Annotated in this window: 19 protein-coding genes; 17 read left to right on the top strand and 2 right to left on the bottom strand. The window is 64.6% G+C overall.

Features of this window, described 5'->3' with window-relative positions:
• Nucleotides 1-149: 149 nt before the first annotated feature.
• Nucleotides 150-488, bottom strand: a complete 339-nt coding sequence (locus AC0L17_RS15575) for a hypothetical protein (RefSeq protein WP_091599084.1) — start codon at nucleotides 486-488, stop codon at nucleotides 150-152.
• A gap of 314 nt (nucleotides 489-802) precedes the next feature.
• Between AC0L17_RS15575 and AC0L17_RS15580 the strand changes: the two genes are divergently transcribed.
• The 9 genes from AC0L17_RS15580 to AC0L17_RS15620 all read left to right on the top strand — a co-directional run bounded on the left by AC0L17_RS15580 (nucleotide 803) and on the right by AC0L17_RS15620 (nucleotide 9,206).
• Nucleotides 803-1,528, top strand: a complete 726-nt coding sequence (locus AC0L17_RS15580; RefSeq protein WP_473516471.1) for a GntR family transcriptional regulator — start codon at nucleotides 803-805, stop codon at nucleotides 1,526-1,528.
• Nucleotides 1,529-1,530: 2 nt separating this feature from the next.
• Nucleotides 1,531-2,565 (top strand): ADP-ribosylglycohydrolase family protein, encoded by a 1,035-nt coding sequence (locus tag AC0L17_RS15585; protein WP_473516472.1) that lies wholly within the window; start codon nucleotides 1,531-1,533, stop codon nucleotides 2,563-2,565.
• 38 nt (nucleotides 2,566-2,603) lie between these two features.
• Nucleotides 2,604-3,584: a PfkB family carbohydrate kinase gene (locus AC0L17_RS15590; protein ID WP_473516473.1), complete on the top strand. Its 981-nt coding sequence runs from the start codon at nucleotides 2,604-2,606 to the stop codon at nucleotides 3,582-3,584.
• Between the two features lie 44 nt (nucleotides 3,585-3,628).
• Nucleotides 3,629-4,684, top strand: coding sequence for an ABC transporter substrate-binding protein (locus tag AC0L17_RS15595; RefSeq protein ID WP_473516474.1), 1,056 nt, complete (start codon nucleotides 3,629-3,631; stop codon nucleotides 4,682-4,684).
• A 58-nt stretch (nucleotides 4,685-4,742) separates the two neighbouring features.
• The gene (locus tag AC0L17_RS15600) at nucleotides 4,743-5,612 is read left to right on the top strand and encodes an ABC transporter permease (RefSeq protein ID WP_473516475.1); all 870 of its coding nucleotides are present in this window, start codon (nucleotides 4,743-4,745) and stop codon (nucleotides 5,610-5,612) included.
• Nucleotides 5,612-6,400, top strand: coding sequence for an ABC transporter permease (locus AC0L17_RS15605; protein WP_473516476.1), 789 nt, complete (start codon nucleotides 5,612-5,614; stop codon nucleotides 6,398-6,400). Before AC0L17_RS15600 ends, AC0L17_RS15605 begins: the two co-directional genes overlap by 1 nt.
• The gene (locus AC0L17_RS15610; protein WP_473516477.1) at nucleotides 6,400-7,464 is read left to right on the top strand and encodes an ABC transporter ATP-binding protein; all 1,065 of its coding nucleotides are present in this window, start codon (nucleotides 6,400-6,402) and stop codon (nucleotides 7,462-7,464) included. Before AC0L17_RS15605 ends, AC0L17_RS15610 begins: the two co-directional genes overlap by 1 nt.
• A gap of 66 nt (nucleotides 7,465-7,530) precedes the next feature.
• Nucleotides 7,531-8,778, top strand: a complete 1,248-nt coding sequence (locus AC0L17_RS15615) for an aconitase X (protein WP_473516478.1) — start codon at nucleotides 7,531-7,533, stop codon at nucleotides 8,776-8,778.
• Nucleotides 8,775-9,206, top strand: coding sequence for an aconitase X swivel domain-containing protein (locus AC0L17_RS15620; protein ID WP_473516479.1), 432 nt, complete (start codon nucleotides 8,775-8,777; stop codon nucleotides 9,204-9,206). Before AC0L17_RS15615 ends, AC0L17_RS15620 begins: the two co-directional genes overlap by 4 nt.
• A gap of 27 nt (nucleotides 9,207-9,233) precedes the next feature.
• Here the strand turns inward: AC0L17_RS15620 and AC0L17_RS15625 are convergent, their stop codons facing one another.
• Complete coding sequence (locus AC0L17_RS15625) at nucleotides 9,234-10,265, bottom strand: LacI family DNA-binding transcriptional regulator (RefSeq protein WP_473516480.1); 1,032 nt, start codon at nucleotides 10,263-10,265, stop codon at nucleotides 9,234-9,236.
• 358 nt (nucleotides 10,266-10,623) lie between these two features.
• On the opposite strand from AC0L17_RS15625, the gene AC0L17_RS15630 reads away from it, so the two are divergent.
• The 8 genes from AC0L17_RS15630 (at nucleotide 10,624) to AC0L17_RS15665 (ending at nucleotide 19,383) form a co-directional block, all read left to right on the top strand.
• Entirely contained in the window at nucleotides 10,624-12,237 is a 1,614-nt protein-coding gene (locus tag AC0L17_RS15630; protein ID WP_473516481.1) for an extracellular solute-binding protein, read from the top strand.
• Between the two features lie 78 nt (nucleotides 12,238-12,315).
• Complete coding sequence (locus AC0L17_RS15635; protein ID WP_473516482.1) at nucleotides 12,316-13,176, top strand: carbohydrate ABC transporter permease; 861 nt, start codon at nucleotides 12,316-12,318, stop codon at nucleotides 13,174-13,176.
• Nucleotides 13,173-14,150 (top strand): carbohydrate ABC transporter permease, encoded by a 978-nt coding sequence (locus tag AC0L17_RS15640; protein WP_473516483.1) that lies wholly within the window; start codon nucleotides 13,173-13,175, stop codon nucleotides 14,148-14,150. The genes AC0L17_RS15635 and AC0L17_RS15640 overlap by 4 nt, the downstream gene beginning before the upstream one ends.
• Nucleotides 14,147-15,232 (top strand): ABC transporter ATP-binding protein, encoded by a 1,086-nt coding sequence (locus AC0L17_RS15645; RefSeq protein ID WP_473516484.1) that lies wholly within the window; start codon nucleotides 14,147-14,149, stop codon nucleotides 15,230-15,232. The genes AC0L17_RS15640 and AC0L17_RS15645 overlap by 4 nt, the downstream gene beginning before the upstream one ends.
• A gap of 4 nt (nucleotides 15,233-15,236) precedes the next feature.
• Entirely contained in the window at nucleotides 15,237-16,328 is a 1,092-nt protein-coding gene (locus tag AC0L17_RS15650; RefSeq protein WP_473516485.1) for an ABC transporter ATP-binding protein, read from the top strand.
• A 35-nt stretch (nucleotides 16,329-16,363) separates the two neighbouring features.
• Nucleotides 16,364-17,476, top strand: a complete 1,113-nt coding sequence (locus AC0L17_RS15655; protein WP_473516556.1) for a Gfo/Idh/MocA family protein — start codon at nucleotides 16,364-16,366, stop codon at nucleotides 17,474-17,476.
• Nucleotides 17,477-17,502: 26 nt separating this feature from the next.
• Nucleotides 17,503-18,417: a sugar phosphate isomerase/epimerase family protein gene (locus tag AC0L17_RS15660; RefSeq protein ID WP_473516486.1), complete on the top strand. Its 915-nt coding sequence runs from the start codon at nucleotides 17,503-17,505 to the stop codon at nucleotides 18,415-18,417.
• A 24-nt stretch (nucleotides 18,418-18,441) separates the two neighbouring features.
• On the top strand, nucleotides 18,442-19,383 hold the full coding sequence (locus tag AC0L17_RS15665) for a sugar ABC transporter substrate-binding protein (RefSeq protein ID WP_287194979.1): 942 nt from the start codon (nucleotides 18,442-18,444) through the stop codon (nucleotides 19,381-19,383).
• Nucleotides 19,384-19,408: the final 25 nt, after the last annotated feature.

Here is a 19,408-nt window from a genome sequence, read left to right on the forward strand (position 1 = left end):
TGTGCTCTGGGCCTTTTTTTTGGCGGCCCCCCGCGGCGGCGGGGGGGGGGGGCCCTCCCCTACACAACAACCCCCCCCCCCCCTCGCCGGGGGGGGGCCCCCCCCCCCCCCCCCCCCCCCCGAAGCGCTGGTCCCGAAATCGATCTCGGCTACTGGCCGCAGTGCCTGTCGTTGACGGTCGGTGAAACCGTGCCGGGAGCCTTGTGCGTGGCATCAGGCATCGCGCCCTGCGGGCTTGGCGGGCAGTTCCGGTCGGCATTGGAATTCGTGCCGTCGGGGCCTGCAATGATACTGCCGGTAATCCCGGTATCGACCGTATCCGGCTCAGCCAGGGTCGGATCGACCGGGGCCGGGTCGATGACGACGCTCCTGCCGCTGCCGGGAGCCATGCCAGCCTCTGTGTCGGCTGGGTCGGCTGTGCTCTGGGCCATCGCAGAGGTGGCCAGGCCGGCGGCGAGCACGGACGCCGCGAGTAACTTCGTAAGCATGGTTTGCCTCCATTTGTCTCCAATTTTTGGTCGTCGCCGCATCGCGACTACAGAAAAAACCGCTCGGGGGTGGTGAAGGTTCCCATAAAATTCCAGCCTGCGACGTACCGTCGTGACCAAGAGGGGCCGTCGTGATCAGGAGGGGCCGTCGTGATCAGGAGGGGCCGTCGTGATCGGGAGGGGCCGTCGCGACCAGCAGGGCAATCTTGCCCGGGATTCCGGGAACCCAAAGTGCGCCGGCCGCGAGCCGTTGACATGACTTGGCCTATCGCGCTATTGAACAGGACTATACAGGTTTACTGAACAGGTATTCCATGGCGCGTCGCACGACCCTGTCGTCTCCCGGAACCGGCAAGCCGGAACGGATCGCCACCGTCCTCGAGCACGAGATCCGCTCCGGCGTGCTCGGCTTCGGCGACCGCCTGCAGAGCGAGAACGAGCTTGTCCAGCGCTTCTCCGTCAGCCGCAACACCATCCGCAAGGGTCTCGAGGAATTGTCGAGCCGCGGACTGATCACCACCAAGGTCGGCATCGGCTCGTTCGTCACCTTCGACGGCATGCCGGTCGACGACGCCGTCGGCTGGTCGCGGGCACTGGCCAATGCCGGCGCCAATGCCGAGACGCGCACGCTCAGGCTCGAAGTCATGCAGGATGCCGAGCTCGCCGCCAGGCTCGGCGTCGAAAGCCCGTTCTTCATCGCCGTCGACCGGGTGCGCTCAAACGCCGATGACGGCCATGCCATCTCGATCGAGCGCAGCCGCCTGCCGCTGTCGCCCGAACTGGAGGACGTGCCGCTGCGCGGCCTGCGCGAGGGCTCGCTGCACCAGACGTTGCGCGGCGCGGGGCTCGTCCCCGATCACGGCGAGGAGTGGGTCGATATCGAGATGCTGAGCGCTAAGGACGCGGCCATTCTCGACTGCGCGCCGGGCGCGCCGTTCCTGCGCACGCGGCGCCTGACGCGCGCCGCCGACGGCCGCGCCATCGAATATGTCACCAGCCTGCTCAATCCGGCGCATTTCGCGCTTCACCTGGAGTTCTGAGCATGGAGATGGTCGCGGCGATCGACCGGGCGATGGGTGCGCTTGTCGGCGGGGCGTTGGGCGATGCACTCGGCATGCCGACGCAGCTTTTGTCGCCGGCCCGCATCGTCGAGCTCTACGGTCCTGTCGAGGGTTTCGTCGCGCCCGCCGCCGACCATCCGGTGTCGAAGGGCCTGGCTGCCGGCACCGTCACCGACGACACCGAACAGGCGCTGCTGCTCGGCCGCATCCTGGTTGCTTCAGGCGACGGCTTCGACCACACGCGCTGGGTCAAGGCGCTGCTCGACTGGGAGCGCGAGGTCAAGGCGCGCGGCAGCTACGATCTGCTCGGACCGTCGACCAAGCGCGCCATCGACGCCATCAATGATGGTGTGCCGGCCGAGGAGGCCGGGCGCAGCGGCGACACCAATGGCGCGGCGATGCGCATCGCGCCGGTCGGCATCATGATGCCGCTGGAGCCGCTCGACGCGCTGGTCGCCAAGGTTGCGGAAACCTGCCGGGCGACGCACAACACCTCGATCGCCATTGCCGCGGCGGCTGCCGTTGCCGCCGCCGTCAGCAGTGGCGTTGCCGGCGGCGATTGGCGCGCCGCCTCGGATCGTGCGGTCGTGGCGGCAAGGCAGGGCGCAGAACGCGGTCACTGGACCACCGGCGGCGATATCGCCGCGCGCATCGACTGGGCGAGGGGCCTGGTTCGCGGCAAGGCCGTCACCGACGGCATCCGGCTGATCGTCGACCTCGTCGGCACCGGCGTCGCCAGCCAGGAATCGGTTCCGGCGGCCTTCGCGGTGCTGGAAATCGCCGGCGGCGATCCCTGGCAGGCGGCCGTCATCAGCGCCAATCTCGGCGGCGACACCGACACGATCGGCGCCATCGCCGCCGGCATGGCAGGCGCCTGCGCCGGCTTTCGCCGATTGCCAAGGGAATACATCGCCCGGCTCAAGGGCCTCGACATCGCGCAGGTGCGCGGGCTCGCCGCCGACCTGGTCGCGGCGCGGATGGCGAAAAGCGGTTCAGGCAAGGACGCGGCGGCATGAGCGGAGCTCAGCCTGACATGAGCGGAGCTCAGCCTGACATGAGCCGGCGTCTCGTCCATGTCGGCAGCGCGGTGGTCGACCATGTCTACCGCATCGACGCCCTGCCTGAGCCCGGCACCGAAAAGACCGCATCGAGTTATGCCCAGGTCGCCGGCGGCGGCTTCAACATGATGGTCGCGGCCAGCCGCACCGGCATGAAGGTCGTCTTCGGCGGCCAGCTCGGCAGTGGACCGAATGGCGACTTCCTGCGCGCCGCCTTTGCCGCCGAAGGCATCGCAACGCTGACCCCGCCATCACCTGATATGGACAGCGGCAATTGCGTCGCCATGATCAGCGGTGACGCCGAGCGCACCTTCGTGTCATGGCCTGGCGCCGAGAGTGTGCTCAGCCTCGGCATGATGGCGCCGGTCCGGGTTGCGCCTGATGATTGGGTGTTCGCCTCCGGCTATACGCTGAGCTATCCCGGCAGCCGCGACGCGCTGGCCGACTGGATCGAGGCGCTGCCGGCGGAGATCCCCCTGGTCTTCGATCCGACGCCGGTCGTCTCGGACATTCCGCGCGCCATTCTCGACCGGGTGCTGGCGCGCACGAACTGGTTGAGCTGCAACACAACGGAAGCGGCCGAGATCGCCGGCCGCGGCGATGTCGAGGCCGTTGCCGCCCGGCTGCTGGCCAGCCACTGCCCGAACGCCGAGGCGGTCGTCATCCGCGCCGGAGCAAAAGGTTGTTTCGTGCGGCTGGCTGACGGCACCGCGCAGGCCGTGCCCGGTTTCAAGGTCGCCGCCGTCGATACCAACGGCGCCGGCGACGCGCATATCGGCGCCTTCGTCAGCGCGCTGTCGCGCGGCGTGCCGCCGTTCGCAGCGGCGGGCTACGCCAATGCGGCGGCGGCGCTCTCGGTCACCCGCCATGGCGGATCGTCGGCGCCGACCGCCCACGAGATCCAGACTTTCCTCAGCCATGACGATCGATCCGTGCACGGCGGAAGGCTAGAGGCCCATTTCCGACAGCAAAAATGACTTAAACAAGCCCGCCAACCGGGCAAACAATGAGAGGAACGAACATGCGCATGCCCAAACTGACTGCTTTTCTGGCGGCAACCGCCGTCTTCGCTTCCGCACTGGTCGCCAGCGCCGACGAGGTGCATGTGCTCAACTGGAAGGGCTACGGCGCCGACGAGCCCTGGGCCATCGCCGCTTTCGAGAAGGCGACCGGCAACAAGGTCGTCAACGATTTTTTCAATTCCGAACAGGAAATGCTGACCAAGCTGAGGACCAATCCCGGCCTCTACGACGTCGTCATGATCAACGCCGCCTTCAACGACCAGGCGATGGCGGAAAAGCTGATCCAGCCGATCGACGTCTCGAAAATCCCCAACTATGCCGACATCAGCGCGGACAAGGCAGGCTCGCCGATGCTCGCCCGCGACGGCAAGGTCTATGGCGTGCCATGGGTGTGGGGCTTGACCGCGCTCGCCATCAACGAGAAAGCCTTCGAGACGCCGCCGACCAGCATCGCCGAAATGTGGGATCCCGCCCACAAGGGCCGCGTCACCATTCGCGACGACGCGGTCGAAGCGGTCCAGTTCGGCGCCATCGCCACCGGCCAGAACATCAACGACATCAAGGATATGGAAGCGGTCAAGGCGAAGCTGACCTCGCTGATGCCGCAGATCAAGACGTTCTGGAGTTCGGAAAACGACTGGAACCAGATGGTCGCCTCCAATCAGATCGACATCGGCACTTATTGGAGCGGTTCGGCCGACCGGGCCAAGACGCATTTCAAGCTGCCGGTGTCGCTGGTCATCCCCAGGGAAGGCGCCGTCGCCTGGCTCGACGCCTTTTCCATTCCGGTCGGCGCCAAGAATGTCGCCGGCGCCGAGGCCTTCATCAACACCATGATCGACCCGAAGTTCTACGTCGAATGGGTCACCAAGGTCGGCGCGCCGGTGTCGGCCAACGCCAAGGCGGTCGCCGCCCTTCCCGAAGGCGCCTTCAACCGCAAGGTGATGGGCGACCCCGACGTCGCCAAGCGCATCCAGTTCCAGGCGCCGATCAGCGACGCGCAGCGCGAGGCTTATCTGGCGCTGTGGCAGGAGCTGAAGGTCAATGTGAAGTAACGGGCTGGGTGAAGTAACGGTCGGGGTGAAGTAACGGCAAGCTTTTCGGGAGGACCATATGGCAGGACAGGTCGCGACCGGTTCGAGGAGCGGATTGCGATCGGCTTTGCCGCTGCTTGTGCCCGCCTATCTCTGGCTGACGGTGGCGATCTTCTTGCCGCTGTCGGCCATGGTGTTTTTCTCCTTTATGACCGAGCTGCCGCTGTCGGGAAAGGCGTGGTCGTTCACGCTGGACAATTATGCCACCTTCTTTGCGCAAGGCCTCTACCGGACGCTGCTGCTGGCCTCGCTCAGGCTCGGGCTCGAGGTGACGCTGTGGTGCGTCGTCATCGGCTATCCCGCGGCCTATGTGCTGGCCAAGGTGTTGAGGGGACGCAGCCGCGAGGCGATCTTCCTGCTCGTTATCCTGCCGTTCTGGTCGAACGGCCTGGTGCGCATCTTCTCCTGGGCGATGGTGCTGCGCGAGGGCGGCATTCTCGACACCGCACTCAATGCCGTGCTGCCGTTCAAGATCAACATCGACCTGATGTATTCCTATCCGGCCGTCATCATCGGCCTGGTCCACTCCTACGTGCCCTACATGGTGCTGACCTGTTACCTGACGCTGCAGGCCATCGACGATTCGCTGATCGAGGCAGGGCGCTCGCTCGGCGCCTCGCGGCTGCAAATGCTGAAACGGGTGATCATTCCACTGTCGATGCCGGGGCTGGTCGCCGGTGCGGCGCTGATCTTCGTTCCCGTCGTCGGCTCCTTCATGGAACCGCGTATCCTCGGTGGCCGCACCGGCACTTTCTACGGCACGATCATCGAGGACCAGTTCGTCGCCGTCTTCAACTGGCCGCTGGGTGCGGCGCTGTCCTTCATCCTGCTGGCCGTCGTGCTGGTCATCCTGGCATTGGCGTCGCCGGTGTTGAAGAGGGCCGCGTGATGGCGACGACGCGTATCCTGGAATGGTGTGGGCGCCTCTACATCTGGCTGCTGCTCGCCTTCCTCTACCTGCCTGTTATAATCATGGCGCTGATGTCGTTCAACGTCTCGCCCTTCTACCAGTTGCCGTTCGAATGGACGACCGAGTGGTACGCGTCGTTGTGGCAGAACGACCAGCTGATCTCGGCCACCTGGAACAGCATGGGGATCGCCATCATCAGCACCATCATCGCCACGGTGCTCGGCTCGGCGGCATCGCTGGCGCTCTATCGCCATGAATTTCGCGGCAAGAAAGTCCTGCAAGCGCTGCTGTTTCCACCGATCGCCATTCCGTGGCTGATCACCGGCACGGCGATGCTGATCTTCTTCTTCGGCGTCGGCATCGGGCGGGGGCTGTTCGCGATCCTGCTCGGCCATGTGGCGCTGGCGCTGCCCTATGTCATCGTCGTCGTCTCGGCCCGGCTGCAGACCTTTGCGCCGGAGCTGGAAGAGGCGGCGCGATCGCTCGGCGCCAACCAGTGGCAGGTGACTTCGCGGGTGACGCTGCCCTGGATCATGCCGGGCGTCATCGCCGGCGGGCTGTTCGCCTTCGCCGTGTCGTTCGACCAGTTCGTGGTCTCCTACTTCCTGTCGACGCCGGGCCAGACGACCTTGCCGGTCGAGATCTACGCCGCGATCCGCAAGGGTTTCACGCCGGAGATCAATGCCGTCTCGACGATCATCATCGTCGTCTCGATGGCGCTGATGCTGCTCACGGCAAAATTCTTCAAATTCGGCGGAGAGAAATAATGGCCGGCGTGCAGGTAGCGAATTTGTCGCGCAGTTTTGGCGCGCACAAGGCGCTGGACGATGTCTCGATCGATTTCGCCGACGGCGGTTTCTATGCGCTGCTCGGGCCGTCGGGCAGCGGCAAGACCACGCTCCTGCGCCAGATCGCCGGCTTCGATTTCCCCGACACCGGCCGCATCGCGATCGGCGGCGAGAGCGTCGAGCGGGTGCCGGTCGAGAAGCGGCGCATCGGCATGGTGTTCCAGAACTATGCGCTGTTTCCCAATATGAGCGTCGCAGACAATGTCGCCTTCGGCCTGTCGGTGCGCGGGCAAGCCAAGCCAACGATAGCCAGCGAGGTGCAGCGCGCGCTCGACCTGGTGCAGCTCGGCAAGCTCGGCGCCCGCCGCCCGCACCAGCTGTCGGGCGGCCAGCGCCAGCGCGTCGCGCTCGCCCGCGCCATCGTCACCAAGCCGCGCGTGCTTCTGCTCGACGAGCCGCTGGGGGCGCTCGACAAGGCGCTGCGCGTCGACATGCAGATCGAGCTGAAGCGCATCCAGCGCGACATCGGCATCACCACCATCTTCGTCACCCACGACCAGGAAGAAGCGCTGACGATGAGCGACCGCATCGGCATCCTGCGTGACGGCAGGCTGGTGCAGGAGGGGCCGCCCGAGGAGATCTACGACAGGCCGAAGAGCGAGTTCGCCGCCACCTTCCTCGGCGACGCCAACATTTTTCGCGGCGACAGCACCGGCGCCGGCATCCGGCTGCCGGACGGCACGGCGATCGCCGCCGCGGCAGGCGCGACGCTTGCCGCCGGCGCCAGGGCCAGCTGCGCGGTGCGGCCCGAACGCATCCGCATTGCTACCGATTCAGGGACGTCCGATCCGAACGCCAATATGCTCCGCGGCCAGGTATCCAAGCGCATCTTCGCCGGCAACAACAGCACCTATTTCGTCGATCGCGACGGGCAAACACTCAAGGTCATCGTGCAGAACACCGGCGTTGAAAGATTGGCGGAGGGGCAAGAAGTGGTGCTGCGCTGGTCGCCGGAGAGCACGGTGCTGATCGCGGCAAACTGATCTTGCCAAGCGGACCGCAATCAGTGAGAGCATGGTCGGGCATAGCGCGGGAAAGCGGAACACCCGATGACGCTTGAACTCAGTGCGGGCGACCAGTCGATGCTCGACGGCGAGCACGGCCGGGCCGTGGCCGCAGCCATGAAGATACTGGTCGCCTTTTCCAACGCCGTCGGTGCGCGCAAATTGTTGGACATTGCCGGGGCGCATATCGACGGCTGCCTCTATCACGGCCAGGCCAGCCTCGATTTCGTCGAAAGGCTGGTCGAGGGCGGCGGCCGCGTTCGGGTGCCGACGACACTCAATGTCGGTTCCTTCGACCTCATCCATCCCGGGCTGGTGAAGATGCCGCCGGCGCAAGAAGTGCCGGCGCGGCGGCTGATGAAGGCGCATCTAAAACTCGGCTGCCAGGCGACCTTCACCTGCGCGCCTTATCAGACGCGGTTCCGGCCGGGCTTTGGCGAGCAGATCGCCTGGGGCGAGTCCAACGCCATCGTCTTTGCCAATTCGGTGATCGGCGCGCGCACCAATCGCTATGGCGATTTCATCGATCTGTGCTGCGCGATGACCGGGCGCGCGCCGGCCTGGGGACTGCATCTCAGCGAAAACCGGCGCGGCCAGATCCTGTTCGAGCTGACCGGTTCTTTCGAACCTGCCGATGCCCTGTTCGTCGGCGTCGGGCTGGTCATCGGGCAAGCGAGTGGCGACCGCATTCCGGTCATATCGGGCCTGCCGCAGCCGCGCGACGAGGACCAGCTGAAGGCGCTTGGCGCGGCGGCGGCAACGACGGGTGCGGTGGCGCTGTTTCATGCGGTCGGCATCACGCCGGAAGCAAGGACGCTCGACGATGCATTTCGCGGCGTGGCGCCGGAAGCGACGATCCGGATCTGTCGCGCCGACATCGACCAGGCGCTGGCAAAACTGTCGAGCGTCCCCGACGGCGCGCCGCTTGCGGCCGTATCGCTCGGCACGCCGCATTTTTCCCATGACGAATGGATGCGCCTGCTGCCGATGCTGCGCGAGGTGGCGCCGGGCAGGGGCATCCCGATCTACGTCAACACCGGGCGCGCCACTTTCAAGAGATTGCAGGACGAGGGCGCACTGGACGATGCGCAAAAGTTCAAACTCATTCCGGTTACCGATACCTGCACCTATGTCACCTCTGTGCTCGAGCGTCTCGACGGCGTGGTGATGACCAATTCCGGCAAATGGGCGCATTACGCGCCCGGCAATATCGGCGTGTCGGTAGCCTTCGGCGACCTGGCAGACTGCGTTCGCTCGGCCGCTGCCGGCCGCGTCGTGCGAGGCGCGCGATGAGCCAACCGGACAGTCGAGCCCTGAACAGAGTTGGCACGTTCCAGCTTGCCGGCGAGGCGCAGGGATCGGCGCTGGTGCTGTCGCATGCGCTCAGCTTCTGGGGTGGCGTCGATGCCGAAACGGGCGACATCATCGACCGTTCGCACCCGGGCGGCAATGTCGCCGGCAAGATCCTGGTGATGGCATCCGGGCGCGGGTCGTCGTCCTCGTCGTCGGTCCTGGCCGAGGCGATCCGCAGGGGCACGGCGCCGGCCGGCATCATCCTGCAGCGGCCCGATCCGATCCTGGCCGTCGGCGCCATCGTCGCCGAGTTCCTCTACGAAATCAGCATGCCGCTGGTCGTCTGCGACATATCGGGCATTATCTCCGGCGACCGGATCGCGATTGGCATGGCTGAGGGTGCGCAAGCGATGGTGAGCAGAATCTAGGCCCGTGTTGACAGTGCCACAGGCCGTTCAGATCTCCGGGATGCTCTCCCTAAAAATCACCTGCAGCCTCGGCTGGTGCAGTTCGTAGGGCAAGCCCTTGACCGCGTGGGTCAAGGTGTTGAGCGCTTCGCGGGCCTCGACGCGCGGGTTCTGGTCGATCACTGCATCGAGCGTGCCGTCGAGCAAAAGCTCCTTGGTGCCTTCCGTCACTTCATGGCCGAGAAACACGGTCGACAGCGCCCGCCCTCGCTCCTTGAGCGCGCGGGCGATGCCGGTGTTGCCGGCGCCGACATTGTAGATCGCGGCCAGGTCCGGATGCCGGTCCAGCAGGGCGGAGGCCTCCGCATAGGCCTTTTCCCGGTCGTCGAGCATCTCGCGCATCTCGACGATCTGCAGATTGGGCGATTCTTCCGTCAATATGTGGCGGAACCCCATCTCGCGTTCCTCATGGCCGCGATAGGAGAGCGAGCCGGCGAACAGCGCGACCTTGCCCGGACGACCGGCGCCCATGAAGCGGTTGAGCAGATAGCCGGCGAGCCGGCCGGCGGCGCGGTTGTCGATGCCGATATAGGCGACCCTCGGCACGTGCAGGATGTCGGACGCTATGGTGACGACGTTGACGCCGCTGGCCGACAGCGAACGGATCGCCTCGCGGACCGTCGGGTGATCGAGCGCGATGACGCCGACGCCCTGCGTCTGGCCGCGCAATTCCTGCAGCAGGCGGGCCAGCCGGTCGGGATTGAAGCCTTCGATCGTGGCGACGCGAACATCGAGGTCTGGCCGCGATTGCGCCTGCGTCTCGATGTGCCGGTGCAGCATCTTGATGAAGGAATTGGTGCCGGCGGGCAGGGCGAAGTCGAGCCGTATGACATCGCCGGGCGGTGCGTGGCGCGGGGTCGGGCTGTTCGAATTCTCAGCGATGTAGCCAAGCCGCTGCGCCGTTTCCAGCACGACCTCGCGGGTGCGCGCCCTGACCCCGGCGCGGTTGTTGAGCACACGATCGACCGTCGCGGCTGAAACGCCGGCTTCCCGGGCTATGTCTGTCAGGGTGGACCGCACAGTCGATCACCTCACTGCTTGCGCGTTACCGCGCATCAAAATCGCGCGCTCAATGGTTCGAATGCCGGACGACCGCTTCATGCCATCCGCGATTCTGATGGGAAATGATGTATCCGGCCTTAGCCGATGCGCAAGCCGGCGCTACACCAAATCGTCGAGCCGCGCCGCCCCTCAAAGTCAAGCCCCTCAAAATCCAGCAGCGAGTGCGATGGGACGATGATGATAGACTGCATTTTTCCTCCATTTGCGATGTTGTGACGTGTTTTGATTATTTATGATGTTGACAGCCTTCCCCCGGTGCCGTCAATATCCATCATGAGGGGCGTGGAGGAACAAGGCCCCCGAGGGAGGAGTTCCAATGTCTGATATGATCCGCATGTCGCGGCGCCGTCTGCTGGCGTCCGGTGGAAAGGCGGCCGTGCTTGTTGCCGCCGCAGGTATCGCGCCGAAATTCATCCGCCCCAGCCGCGCCTATGCGGCCGATGCGCTGGCGCCGGGCATGATCGGCGGCCCGACCGGCTTCGACGGCTCGGAGCGCTATCAGTATGGTCCCGACACGCCGGAAGGCCGCGCCATCGAGGCGGCCAAGGCGATGAAGGGGGCCGGCAAGGCGCCGGCCAAGATCGTGCTTGGCCTGTCCGACGGCTCGATCGGCCAGCTGACGCAGCCATTTCCCGCCGGCGCGCCCTCGATCAAGGATCTGTGGGAGAAAGAAACCGGCATTCCGCTCGAGATCGTCGGCGTGCCGAACGGCCAGGAATTCACCAAGACGATGCAGGACATCTCCACCAAGGGTGGGGCCTATGACATCTACGCGGTGGAATGGAACCGTCTCGGCGATCTCGCCGAAACCGGCGGCATCCTGAAGCTCGACGACTTCGTCGCCCAGTACAAGCCGGAATGGGACGACCCCGAGCGCGGCTACGTCGACGGCGCCAAGGGCGTCTCGCTGCTCAATCAGTATCGCGGCTCGACCTATGGCGTGTCGCTGGACGGCGATTTCCAGACTTGGGTCTATCGCACCGATCTGTTCGGCGACGCGGCCGAGAAGAAAGCCTTCTCCGACAAGCATGGCTATGAACTGGCGCCGCCGAAGACCTGGAAGCAGCATGACGAGATCGCCGCCTTCTTCCATCGCCCGGACAAGGGTCTGTTCGGTTCGACCGATCTGCGCAACCAGGGCTGGGGCTACACCAATTGGTATCAGCGTTATGTTTCAATGGCTTCGCCCAATCAGTTCCTGTTCGACGATACCGGCAGGCCGCTGATCAATTCGCAGCAAGGCATTGCCGCTGTTAACGAGTACATCGCCTCGCTGGCCCATCATTCGCCGGATGCGATCTCGTGGGGCTGGCCGGAGCAGTACGGCAATTTTGCCAAGGGCGGCGCCGCGATGACCTGCGCCTTCTCCAACCTGCCGAAATTTTTGGACAATGCCGGCAACAAGGATTCAGCTGTCACCGGCAAGATCGGCTCGATGCTGCCGCCCGGCCGCGAGATCGACGGCAAGCTGATCAGCCGCTCGGTGCTGTGGCTCAATCTGTCGGCCTCGGTCTCGTCGCTGGCCAAGAATCCGGAGGCCTGCTACCTGTTCCTGCAGTGGCTGGGTTCGAGCCGCATCTATGCCTGGATGACCGCCAATCCGGGCGGCTATTTCGATCCGTTCCGGTTGTCGGATTTCTCCGACCCGCTGGTCCGCCAGACCTATCACGCCTACCATATGGATGTAGTGCGCGAGACGGTCGCCCGCACCGTCCCGACCATCAACTATCCCGGCGCCACCGCCTTCCACAACGCGCTGGACGAGAACCTCGTCGCCGCGCTGACCAAGGCCAAGACCGCCGAGCAGGCGATGGCCGACACCGAGGTCGAATGGAAGAAGATCGCCCGCCGTACCGGCGAGGAGAAGCTTCTCGAAGCCATCAAGACCAACAAGGAGGCCTGGCCCACGGTTCTCGATCCGGTCAGCTGATCCTCCTCCCAGGATCCCAATGGAGGCGAGGAGTTTGCGCTTCGCCTCCGCAAACGACGGTACCAGCAAAGCGGCAAGATGAAGCGTTCCGTTCCCTTCGAAATATTCCGCTATGCAGCGATCCTTGCGGCCATAGGGGTGACGCTGGTGCCGATCCTGTGGATGGTGTCGATGGCCTTCAAGCCGATCGCCGAATGGTCGGCGACCGGCGCCGAACTGACCTGGTGGCCGAAGGATCCGACGCTCAGCAATTTCCGCTTCGTCTTCGGTGAATCGACCAACAACCTGATCGTCGCGCTCGATCGCACCGCCCTGAAGCCGATCCTGTCGTCGCTGCTGTCGGCCTCCTTCGGAACGGCGATCGCCATGTCGGCGGGCACCGCGGCGGCCTACGGGCTGTCGCGCTTCGGCTCGGGCCAGAACCTGCCGCTGGCGCTGATCCAGCTCCGCCTGTTTCCGCCGATGGCGGTGATGACCCCGGTGATGATCATGTGGGCCTTCCTCAATTTCACCGACAGCTGGTGGGGGCTGTCGCTGATCTACGGCATCGTCACGCTGCCCTTTGCGTTCTGGCTGATGAAGACCTTCTTCGACGACATGCCGCGCGAGATCGAGGAAGCGGCGCTGGTCGAGGGCTGCTCGCGGCTGCGCGTCTTCACACGTATCACGCTGCCGATGATGCGCGCGCCGCTGGCCAGTGCCGCGCTGTTCGTCTTCATCCTCAACTGGTCGGACTATCTGATCGCGCTGCTCCTGACGACGCGCGAATGGGTGACGGTACCCGTCTACATGGCCTCGCTGTCGTCCTCGATGACCGGGCAGCTCTATGGCGCCAAGGCAGCTCTCGGCCTGATCGCGGCGGTGCCGCCTGTGATCATGGGTATCGCCATCCAGCGCCATCTGGTGCGCGGGCTGACCTTCGGGGCGCTCAAGCAATGAGCGCCGCGACTGCCGCAATTTCGGAGCAGGCCCCCATCCCGGAGGACAACAGCCACGCGGCCCACGCAAACCCGGCTTTGCGTGATGAAGGGGCAAAGCTCGGTTTCCGGCTGACCTTGCCGGCGCAGATCCTGGTGCTGTTCATCGCGGTCTTCCCGCTCTTGATGCAGCTCTATATCAGCCTGACCGACTGGTCGCCGCTGTCGGGACTCGGCTGGTGGAGCGCCTGGTCGCTGTGGAACAATTTTGCCAACTACACCGACCTTGCCGCCGACGCTCGCTTCTGGAGCGCGTTGAACCGCACCGCCATCGTCATGATCGTCTGCGTGCCGGCGGAATTCCTGCTCGGCCTGGCGCTCGCCACGCTGTTTGCCGACGAGTTTCCAGGCAAGCGGATCTTTTATTCGATCCTGCTGATGCCGATGATGGTGGTGCCGGCGGTGGCCGGCTACATGTTCTTCATGCTGTTCCAGTCGGGCGGCCCGGTCAACGACATCCTGTCGGCGCTATCAGGCTTTCCCGTCACCATCGCCTGGCTGTCGGACCCGACGCTGGCGCTCATCGCCGTCATGGTCGCCGATATCTGGCAGTGGACGCCGCTGATGTTCCTCATCCTGCTTGCCGGCCTGGTCGGCGTGCCCGAAGACCAGATTAAGGCGGCGACGCTGCTCGGCGCCAATCCCTGGCAACGCTTCGTCACCATCGTGCTGCCGAAGATGAAGACGATCATCATCATCGCGCTGGCGATCCGGGTGATCGAGAACTTCAAGATCTTCGACACGCTCTACATCATGACCGGCGGCGGTCCCGGCGTCGCCACCGAAACCATCTCCGTCTATATCTACAAGCTCACCACCCAGGACCTGATCTGGGGCTATGTCGCGGCGATCGCGCTGGCCATCCTGATCGTGCTGTCCATCACCGCGGTGTTTGCCATGAAGCGCATGGCCCGGGCACGCGAGGTGACGGCATGAGCGCCATCCACCTGCAGAACCTGGTCAAGAAGTTCGGCGACTTCACCGCGCTGAAGACGATGGATCTTGCCATCGCCGACGGCGAGTTCATGGCGCTGCTCGGGCCGTCGGGCTGCGGCAAGTCGACGACGATGAACATGATCGCCGGCATGGAAGAGCCGAGCAGCGGCAAGATCCTGTTCGGCGAGCGCGACATGGAAGGCGTGCCGATGGGCCGGCGTGGCGTCGGCTTCGTCTTCCAGAACTACGCGATCTTCACCCACATGAGCGTGCGGCAGAACCTCGCCTACGGCCCCAAAATGCGCGGCGCGCCAAAGGCCGAGATCGACCGCCGCGTCGGCGCGATTGCCGAGATGCTGCAGCTGACGCCGCTGCTCGACCGCAAAGCCGACCGGCTGTCAGTCAACATATTGCAGCGGGTGGCGATCGGCCGCTCGGCGATCATGGAGCCGGCGATCTTCCTGCTCGATGAGCCGCTGTCCAATGTCGATGCCGCCTTCCGGGCGGTGATGCGGACCGAGCTGAAGCAGCTGCAGCGGCAGTTCCGACAGACCATGGTCTATGTCACCCACGACCAGCTCGAAGCGATGACCATGGCCGACCGCATCGCGGTGATGGACCACGGCGTGCTGCAGCAAGTCGGCACGCCGTTAGAGGTCTACAATAATCCGGCCAACGTTTTCGTCGCCGGCTTCATCGGCGCGCCGGGCATGAACCTGCTGAGGGGCAGGCCGGCGGAAAGCGACCGGGGCCTGGTCATCGACCTCGGCCCGCTCGGTGTCACGCCGTCGCTGCCGGACAATCTCGCCGCGGCGGTGAGGGCCGCGCGCGGAGATGTGCTCTACGGCTTTCGGCCGGAGCAGGTGATTCTCTCAGACCGCGGCCTGTCGATGCCGGTAACGTTTGTCGAGCGCATCGGCGCGCGCACCATCGTCCATCTCGGCCAGGGCGAGAGCGCGGTGAAGGCGGTGTTCGACAATGACGTCGGGCTGGCGATCGGGCAGACAGCGGTTGTCGCGCCGGCCCAGGCGTCGGTGCGCGTGTTCGACGCCGCCACCGGCCTTGCCATGAAGGCGGGCTGAGACCATGGCCGATATCGTCTTCCGCAATGTGACGAAACGCTATGGCGACACGCTCGCCGTCGACGACGCCTCGTTCACTGTCAACGACAATGAGTTCTTCTGCTTCTTCGGCCCGCCGCTATCCGGCAAATCGACGATACTGCGCCTGGTGCTCGGACTGGAAACCCCCGATAGTGGCGAGATCCTGATCGGCGGCCGGCCGGTCAATACGGTGTCGCCAGCCGAGCGCAATGTCGCCATGGTGTTCCAGAACCTTGCGCTGTTTCCGCATATGAGCGCGCGCGACAATGTCCGCTTTCCCCTGGTCGAACGCCGGGTCGCCGAGGCCGATATCGTAAAACGTGTCGATGACGTCGCGGCCAAGCTGCATATCGGCCACATCCTGCACAAGCCGCCGGCGCAGCTTTCGGGCGGCGAGCGGCAGCGCGTGGCGATTGCCCGGGCGCTGGTGCGCGACCCCAATGCCTATCTGATGGACGATCCGATCTCGGCGCTCGACGCCAGGCTGCGCGAGGAGACTCGCGTCGAGCTGAAGCGCATCCAGCGCGAGCTTGGCAAGACGCTGATTTATGTCACGCACGACCAGGAAGAGGCGATGTCTGTCGCCGACCGCATCTCCATTCTGGAAAACGGCAGGATCAGACAGACCGGCGCGCCGGCCGAGATCTATGATCGGCCGGCCAGCACCTATGTCGCGCGGCTGCTCGGTTCGCCGATGATGAACATCTTGAAGTCGGTGCGCAGCGCGGAAGGCGTCGAGGCGGCCGAAGGCGCGATCCGTATTGCGGACAAGGCCGCGCCGGCCGATGCCGTCGAGATCGGGCTCAGGCCGGAAGATATCAAGGTCCGGCCCTGGCTGGATGGGGAAATATCGGATGGCGGAATGTCGGTTGGGCGCGCGGGCCGCCCGGCGCGAGTGTTCGAGGTCGAGCCGCTCGGCGGCTACACCGTCGTGACACTCGCTGCCGGGCAGGCGCGTCTGCGGGCACTGCTGCGCGGCCAGCCGGACATCAGGCCGGATGCGATGGTGGCGATATCCTGCGAGCCGGGCAGGGTGCATTATTTCGGGCAAAGCGGGGGAGCGCTGGCAAGATGACGGCGACCGCAAGCAACGAGGTTCGGGAGGAAGACATGGCGAGCGAAGGCGGGCCAAGAAACGGCTTCGAGCCGGACGTTAAAGTCCGCACCAGGGACTACAGGATCGGCTGCGTTGGCGCCGGCATGATCATGGCCGAATGCCATCTTGCCGCCTACAAGGAAGCTGGTTTTCCCGTGGTGGCGATCGCCTCCAGGACCAAGGCCAGCGCCGAGAAAGTCGCCAGGCGCTGGGAGATCCCGACCGTTCACGACACGCCGGAACAATTGATCGAGGACAAAAATGTCGAGATCATCGACCTTGCGTTTCCGCCGGACCAGCAGCCGGCACTGATCCGCCATGCGCTGAAGCAGCAGCATATCAAGGCGGTCCTGGCGCAAAAGCCGCTGGCGCTGTCGCTCGATGAAGCGGTCAAACTGCGCGACGAGGCGGCCAGGGCCGGCAAGATCCTCTCGGTCAACCAGAACATGCGCTACGACCAGTCGATGCGGGTGCTGAAGCAGATCATCGACAGCGGCGCGCTCGGTGACATCGTCTTTGCGCAGATCGACATGCATGCGATCCCGCACTGGCAGACATTCCTCGAAGACTATGACCGGCTGACGCTCGCCAATATGAGCGTCCACCATCTCGATGTGCTGCGTTTTCTGTTCGGCGATCCCGACGAGATCACCACGCTGACGCGCAAGGATCCGCGCACGCGCTTCGACCATTCCGACGGCATCACAGTTTCGACGCTGCGGTTTCCGTCCGGCGTGCTCGCCGTGTCGCTGGAGGATGTCTGGTCCGGCCCGCGCCAGGACGGCTACAGGGACGACCAGCACATCAACTGGCGCGTCGACGGCACCAAGGGCGTCGCCAAGGGCACGATAGGCTGGCCGACGGGTTCGGCCTCGACGCTGACCTATGCCTCGACCGAGACCACCGGCGGTGAATGGGTCACCCCTAGCTGGGAGACGATGTGGTTCCCGCATGCCTTCATCGGCGTGATGGAGCAACTCCAGCATGCGGTCAAGACGGGTGAGCCGCCGGCACTTTCCGTCGCCGACAACGTCAAGACCATGGCGCTGATCGAAGCCGGCTATCGCTCGATCGACGAGGGCCGCACGGTCAAGCTGTCCGAAATCTCGATAAACCCAATCAACTGAGTCGCTTACAGGGAGGACTTCATATCATGATGCAGGCAGGTATCTTCACGGGCTATTTCCCGTACGGCCTCAAGGAAACCGCGCAGAAGATCCGTGCGCTCGATTTCAACACGGTGCAGCTCGACCTGCATTTCAGGGATATCGACCTGTCGGTCGGGCAGATCACCAAGGAAAAGGCCAGGACGGTTCGCGACACCTTCCGCGACCACAACCTGCCGGTGTGCTGCGTGTCGGGCTACACCAACATCATTCATCCGGACATGCGCGAGCGCGAGAGGCGCGTTGGCTATCTCAAGGAGATCATCCGCAATGCGCGCGAATTCGGCACCCCTTACGTGATCTCGGAGACCGGCACCTACAACACCGAATCCGACTGGGTGCACCATCCCAAGAACAAGACCGAGGAAGGTTTTGAGGAATGCCGCAAGGTCATCGCCGACCTTGCCCAGACCGCCTACGACCACGGCGCGGTGTTCCTGCTCGAAACCTATGTCAACAATGTCGTCGGCTCGGTCGAGGAGACGGTGAAGATGTTCGCGCAGGTCGACCATCCCGGCCTCGGCCTGTTGATGGATCCGACCAACTATTTCGAGACCCATAACATCGACAGGATGGACCAGATCCTGAACCAGGTATTCGACACCCTGACCGACAAGATCAAAATAGCCCACGCCAAGGACGTCAAGCGCTCGGGCGGCGACAAGTCGGAGAAGCACGCCGATATCGGCGACGAGGACGCGCTGGAAAGCCACACTTTTCGCGGTGTCGGCGAGATCGAGCTGCCTGCGCCCGGCCTCGGTTCGCTGAACTACGACCTCTATCTCAAGCGGCTGTCCGAAAAGCACCCGAACATCCCGGTCATCATCGAGCACCTTTCGGAGGACGACGTGCCGCGCGCCAAGAAATTCCTCGACGAGAAATTCCGCGCCAACGGACTGTGACGGCCACAAAAAAGGAGGAAGAGAATGTTGAGATTCGTATCGAAAATCGCGGCTGCGGCGACCGTGTTCGCCGGTGTTGCACTGGCTGCACCGGCGCTGGCGCAGGATGCTCAGAAGACGTTCTACCTGCTGTCGCATGGCGGCCCGTCGGACGCCTTCTGGATCGACTGGAATGCCGGCGCGACCAAGGCCTGCGACCAGCTCAAGGTGACCTGCAAGATCTCGTTCAGCGGTGGCGACATGGCGGCGCAGAAGGAGGCCTTCAACTCCGCACTTGCCGCCAAGCCGGACGGCATCGCCACCACCTCGGCGCAGCCCGGCCTATGGACCGAGGAGGTCAAGGCAGCCAAGGCGGCTGGCATCCCGATCGTGTTCTTCAACACCGACGATCCAGCGACCGGCCGGCAGGCCTATGTCGGCGCCGACCTCAGGCAAGCCGGCGTCATCTGGGCGAAATATCTGGTCGACCACAAGATGGTGAAGCAGGGCGACAAGGTGTTCCTGCCGGTCGAGGTGCCGGGCGCCAGCTATCAGCAGCTCGAGACCGAAGGCATCGCCAGCGTCTTCGATCCGCTCGGCATCAAATACGACGTGGTCGATTGCGGCACCGATCCGGCCGGCATCATCGCCAAGATGACCGACTACATGGTCGCCAACAATCCGCCGGCAATCATCGCACTCGGCGATTCCGTGGCGGCCAGCATCAAGCGGGTGTTCGACGGCGCCGGCGTGCCGGCCGGCACGATCCCGGTCGTAGGTTGGGGCAATTCCCGGGAGACCGCCGAAGCCGTCAAGGCCGGCTTCGTCAACGCGGCTGCCTGGCAGTTTCCGTCGGCGCAGGGCTTCATGCCGGTGGCGCTGCTCGGGCTTGCCGCCGCGGGCGAACCGATCGGCTACGATATCCACACTTTCAGCCTCTACGACGCATCGAGCGTCGAACCGATCCTGAAACTCTACGACAAGTGATTGAAACTGACGCCCGCTGCGCAGG

The organism is Mesorhizobium sp. WSM4829 (assembly GCF_055811475.1).

Bases quoted from the DNA above. Each gene is read 5' to 3' on its own strand.
- AC0L17_RS15600 (WP_473516475.1), top strand. From the start codon at position 4,743: ATGGCAGGACAGGTCGCGACCGGTTCGAGGAGCGGATTGCGATCGGCT.
- AC0L17_RS15615 (WP_473516478.1), top strand. From the start codon at position 7,531: ATGACGCTTGAACTCAGTGCGGGCGACCAGTCGATGCTCGACGGCGAG.
- AC0L17_RS15590 (WP_473516473.1), top strand. From the start codon at position 2,604: ATGAGCCGGCGTCTCGTCCATGTCGGCAGCGCGGTGGTCGACCATGTC.
- AC0L17_RS15645 (WP_473516484.1), top strand. From the start codon at position 14,147: ATGAGCGCCATCCACCTGCAGAACCTGGTCAAGAAGTTCGGCGACTTC.
- AC0L17_RS15585 (WP_473516472.1), top strand. From the start codon at position 1,531: ATGGAGATGGTCGCGGCGATCGACCGGGCGATGGGTGCGCTTGTCGGC.
- AC0L17_RS15650 (WP_473516485.1), top strand. From the start codon at position 15,237: ATGGCCGATATCGTCTTCCGCAATGTGACGAAACGCTATGGCGACACG.
- AC0L17_RS15635 (WP_473516482.1), top strand. From the start codon at position 12,316: ATGAAGCGTTCCGTTCCCTTCGAAATATTCCGCTATGCAGCGATCCTT.
- AC0L17_RS15655 (WP_473516556.1), top strand. From the start codon at position 16,364: ATGGCGAGCGAAGGCGGGCCAAGAAACGGCTTCGAGCCGGACGTTAAA.
- AC0L17_RS15575 (WP_091599084.1), bottom strand. From the start codon at position 488: ATGCTTACGAAGTTACTCGCGGCGTCCGTGCTCGCCGCCGGCCTGGCC.
- AC0L17_RS15605 (WP_473516476.1), top strand. From the start codon at position 5,612: ATGGCGACGACGCGTATCCTGGAATGGTGTGGGCGCCTCTACATCTGG.
- AC0L17_RS15610 (WP_473516477.1), top strand. From the start codon at position 6,400: ATGGCCGGCGTGCAGGTAGCGAATTTGTCGCGCAGTTTTGGCGCGCAC.
- AC0L17_RS15660 (WP_473516486.1), top strand. From the start codon at position 17,503: ATGATGCAGGCAGGTATCTTCACGGGCTATTTCCCGTACGGCCTCAAG.
- AC0L17_RS15595 (WP_473516474.1), top strand. From the start codon at position 3,629: ATGCGCATGCCCAAACTGACTGCTTTTCTGGCGGCAACCGCCGTCTTC.
- AC0L17_RS15630 (WP_473516481.1), top strand. From the start codon at position 10,624: ATGTCTGATATGATCCGCATGTCGCGGCGCCGTCTGCTGGCGTCCGGT.
- AC0L17_RS15620 (WP_473516479.1), top strand. From the start codon at position 8,775: ATGAGCCAACCGGACAGTCGAGCCCTGAACAGAGTTGGCACGTTCCAG.
- AC0L17_RS15640 (WP_473516483.1), top strand. From the start codon at position 13,173: ATGAGCGCCGCGACTGCCGCAATTTCGGAGCAGGCCCCCATCCCGGAG.
- AC0L17_RS15665 (WP_287194979.1), top strand. From the start codon at position 18,442: ATGTTGAGATTCGTATCGAAAATCGCGGCTGCGGCGACCGTGTTCGCC.
- AC0L17_RS15580 (WP_473516471.1), top strand. From the start codon at position 803: ATGGCGCGTCGCACGACCCTGTCGTCTCCCGGAACCGGCAAGCCGGAA.